Source organism: Frankia sp. CoWAU3 (genome assembly GCF_977971855.1).
On record NZ_CDWWXB010000286.1, the window covers coordinates 1 to 3,444 of the forward strand.

Sequence of the window (3,444 nt, forward strand, 5' to 3'; positions counted from 1 at the left end):
TGGACCAGAAATCCCAGTATGGGAGTTATCACGGCCTCTTCCGGTTGTGCGGTCGTCTGCCGTGAGATAGCCCTGGCCGTTCGGTTGCTCGTAGCCGACGCTTCACCACGGTGGCACGCGGGCGTTCCAGGCTTCCCGCAGTACCGGACGAGGAGGAAACATGGTCAACAAGCGATGGCGCGTGCTCGCGCTGGCCGGGGCGGCGCTGGTGCTCATGGCTTCCTGTGGTCAGAGCGCGGCGAACAACGGCAACGGCAGCACCCGTGACCCCAGCGAACTGGTGTTCGCGGCGGTTCCGGGCGAGGAGTCGGCCAAGCTTCAGGAGGACTACCAGTCCTCGATCGATTTGCTGCGGAAGGAAACCGGGAAGACGATCCGGTTCCAGCGGGCAACCGACTACGCCGCCGTCATCGAGGGGCAGCGCAGCGGCAAGGTCGATATCGCGCTGTACGGGGCACTGTCCTATCTGGTCGCCCGCACCTCCGGAGTGCGGGCGACGGCGGTCGCCGCGGCGCTCGCGGAGAAAGGTGGTTCGCCGGGCTATCGCTCCTACGGCGTGGTGAAGACCGGTTCGCCGATTCACGACCTCGCGGGTTTCAAGGGTAAGAAGGTCTGCCTCGTCGACCCGAACTCGACCTCGGGCTACCTCTATCCGCGGGCCGGGCTGATCGACGCCGGGGTGAACCCCGATAGCGAGATCACCGCGGTGCTGGCCGGCACGCACGATGCGTCGGCGCTCGGCGTGGCCAAGGGGCAGTGCGACGCCGGGTTCGCCTACGACGCGATGGTCGACAAGAAGCTGGTCGAGAAGGGTCAGCTCAAGGCCGGTGAGCTGACCACGGTGTGGAAGTCCGACCTCATCCCCGGATCACCGATCGCGATCAGTGACGACCTCGATCCCGCGCTCAAGGACAAGATCGCCAAAGTGATCCAGGAGCACATGAACATCGACTACCTCGAGTCCCATGGGTTCTGCACACCCGGTAAGTGCATGGTCGACGAGTCCGGCGACTGGGGTTTCGTCAAGGTCGCCGACACCTTCTTCGACCCGGTGCGGCACGTCTGCGAGGTCACGAAGGCCAAGAGCTGCACGGCGGCGGAGTGAGCGCCGTCCGCTTCGAGGGGGTGACCAAGCGGTTCGGCCAGACGCTCGCCCTCGACGAGGTGTCGTTCACCGTCGAGCCCGGCGAGGTGGTCGTCCTGCTGGGGCTGTCCGGTTCGGGCAAGTCGACGCTCCTGCGGCACGTCGACGGCCTGCATGGGGCAAGCGCGGGCCGGGTCATCGCGCTCGGCACGGACGTCGGCCAGGCGCGGGGCGCGCGGTTGCGGGAGCTGCGTCGCCGGATCAGCTTCGTGTTCCAGCAGTTTCACCTGGTCGACAGCCTCTCGGTGCTGGAGAACGTGTGCACCGGCGCGCTCGGCAGGCTGCGTGGCCCGCGGCTGGGTCTGGTCACCTATCCGGGGGCGGTGCGACTCGAGGCGCTGGAGCACTTGGAACGGGTCGGGCTCGCGTCACAGGCGTTCCAGCGCGCGGACACGCTGTCGGGCGGGCAGCAGCAGCGGGTCGCGGTCGCGCGGGCGCTCATGCAACGCCCGGAGATCCTGCTCGCGGACGAGCCGGTTGCCTCCCTGGACCCGGAGTCCTCGGCGCAGGTGATGGGCCTGATCCGCGAAATCGCGAGCGAACGGAACCTGACCGTGCTGTGCAGCCTGCACCAGGTCGAGCTGGCGCTGTCGTGGGCCGACCGGATCGTCGGGTTGCGCTCGGGCCAGGTCGTGCTGGACAAGGCTGCGGGCGACCTTGACCACCAGCAGGCCGTCGCCATGATCTACCGAGCCGGCCCGCTGCGGGCCATCGCGTGACGGGGCGAACCCTCGCCCGGCCCAGGACCGATTCGGTCCTGGGCACGGCCGCGCTGCTGGGGCTGCTCGGCCTGGCCGGGTGGGCCTTCGCCGCGCTGTCGATCAACGTCGCGACGCTGATCGACAGCGGGCGGAACGCGGCCGACTTCGCCGCCCGGATGCTCCCCCTGGACTTCCCCACCGCGGGGGAGCTGCTGCGCCTGACCGGCCAGACCATGTCGATCGTCATCTGCGCCACGCTGCTGTCGGTGGTGCTCAGCACGGGGCTTGCGATCTTGGCGGCCGGGAACACGGCGCCGCACCGCGGTGCGCGGTTCGGCGCGCGGGCAGTGATCGTCGCGGCCCGCGCGGTGCCGGACGTGGTGCTGGCGATCGTGTTCTTTCGGCTGTTCGGGTTCGGCGCGCTGGCCGGGGTTCTCGCGATGGGACTGCATTCGGTCGGCATGGTCGGCAAGCTCTACGCCGACGCGGTCGAGCAGATCGACGAGGGCCCGCGTGAGGCCATGCGCGCGGGCGGTGCGGGCCGTGGGCAGGAGCTGGTGGCCGGCGTGCTGCCGCAGGTGCTGCCCGCGTTCGTGGCGACCGCGCTGCACCGGCTGGACATCAACCTGCGGGTCTCGGTCGTCCTCGGCTTCGTGGGTATCGACGGGCTCGGCCGCGCCATCGCGACGTCGCTGGGGCAGCTGGACTACCGCCGCGGCATGGCGCTGGCTCTGGTCGTGCTCGTGCTGTGCGTGCTCGTCGAACTGGCCTCCGGGGCGATCCGCCGCGCGCTCCTGCACCCGAAGGCCACGATCCAGGCGCCGCGACGACCGGGGCAGATCAGCCCACCGTGGACACCCGCGAGGGTACGGAAGACGGGGTACACCGCGCTCACCGTGCTCGTCGTGCTCGCGTCGGTCTGGGGTGCCCACCTGTCGCCGGCCCAGTTCTTCGGCGGACTCGGTGATCTCGGGCGCACGCTGACCCTCTTCTGGCCGCCGGAGTTCATCTCGGGACTGCTGGACGACCTGTGGGTCACGGTCAAGATTGCGCTCGCGGCCACGCTGATCGGGGCGGTGCTGGCGCTGCCGATCGGGGTGCTGGCCGCGCGCAACGTGGCGCCCCCGGTCGCGCGTGTCGTTCGGCTGCTGATCGTGTGCGTGCGGGGCATCCCCGAGCTGGTGCTGGCGATCGTGTTCGTGGTGATCACCGGGCTCGGTGCGGTCGCCGGGGCGCTCGCGCTGGGCGTCGGTGCTGTCGGGCTGCTCGGCAAGCTCGTCGCGGACTCCGTGGAAGAGGTCGACCCGGGTGTCGAGGACGCGCTGCGCGCCACGGGAGCGGGGCGGTGGCAGGTGTTCTTCGCCGCGACGCTGCCGCAGGCCGCACCCGCGTTCGTCGGGAATGTGCTTTACCAGCTTGACACGAACATCCGCTCGGCGACGCTGCTGGGCATCGTCGGCGCGGGCGGCATCGGATTCCAGCTGCTCAACGCCTCCCGGGTACTGGAGTTCGGTGTGGTCACGGCCGTGCTGGTGCTGGTGTTCGCCACGGTCCTGCTGGTCGAGTTGCTCGCGGTGTGGCTACGCCGGGTGGTTCATT

General features: G+C 69.7%; 3 protein-coding genes. All 3 read left to right on the top strand.

The window, feature by feature from the left end:
- The first annotated feature begins 160 nt into the window (after positions 1-160).
- The gene (locus AC08ON_RS17235) at positions 161-1,105 is read left to right on the top strand and encodes a phosphate/phosphite/phosphonate ABC transporter substrate-binding protein (protein ID WP_476608531.1); all 945 of its coding nucleotides are present in this window, start codon (positions 161-163) and stop codon (positions 1,103-1,105) included.
- Positions 1,102-1,863 carry a phosphonate ABC transporter ATP-binding protein gene (gene phnC / locus AC08ON_RS17240; RefSeq protein ID WP_476608532.1) on the top strand — a complete coding sequence of 254 codons (762 nt, stop codon included), beginning with the start codon at positions 1,102-1,104 and terminating at the stop codon, positions 1,861-1,863. The genes AC08ON_RS17235 and phnC overlap by 4 nt, the downstream gene beginning before the upstream one ends.
- A partial coding sequence (gene phnE / locus AC08ON_RS17245; RefSeq protein ID WP_476608533.1) for a phosphonate ABC transporter, permease protein PhnE occupies positions 1,860-3,444 on the top strand: 1,585 nt, incomplete at its 3' end. The genes phnC and phnE, both read left to right, overlap by 4 nt.

Coding starts and splice junctions, on each gene's coding strand:
- AC08ON_RS17235 (WP_476608531.1), top strand. CDS start 161: ATGGTCAACAAGCGATGGCGCGTGCTCGCGCTGGCCGGGGCGGCGCTG.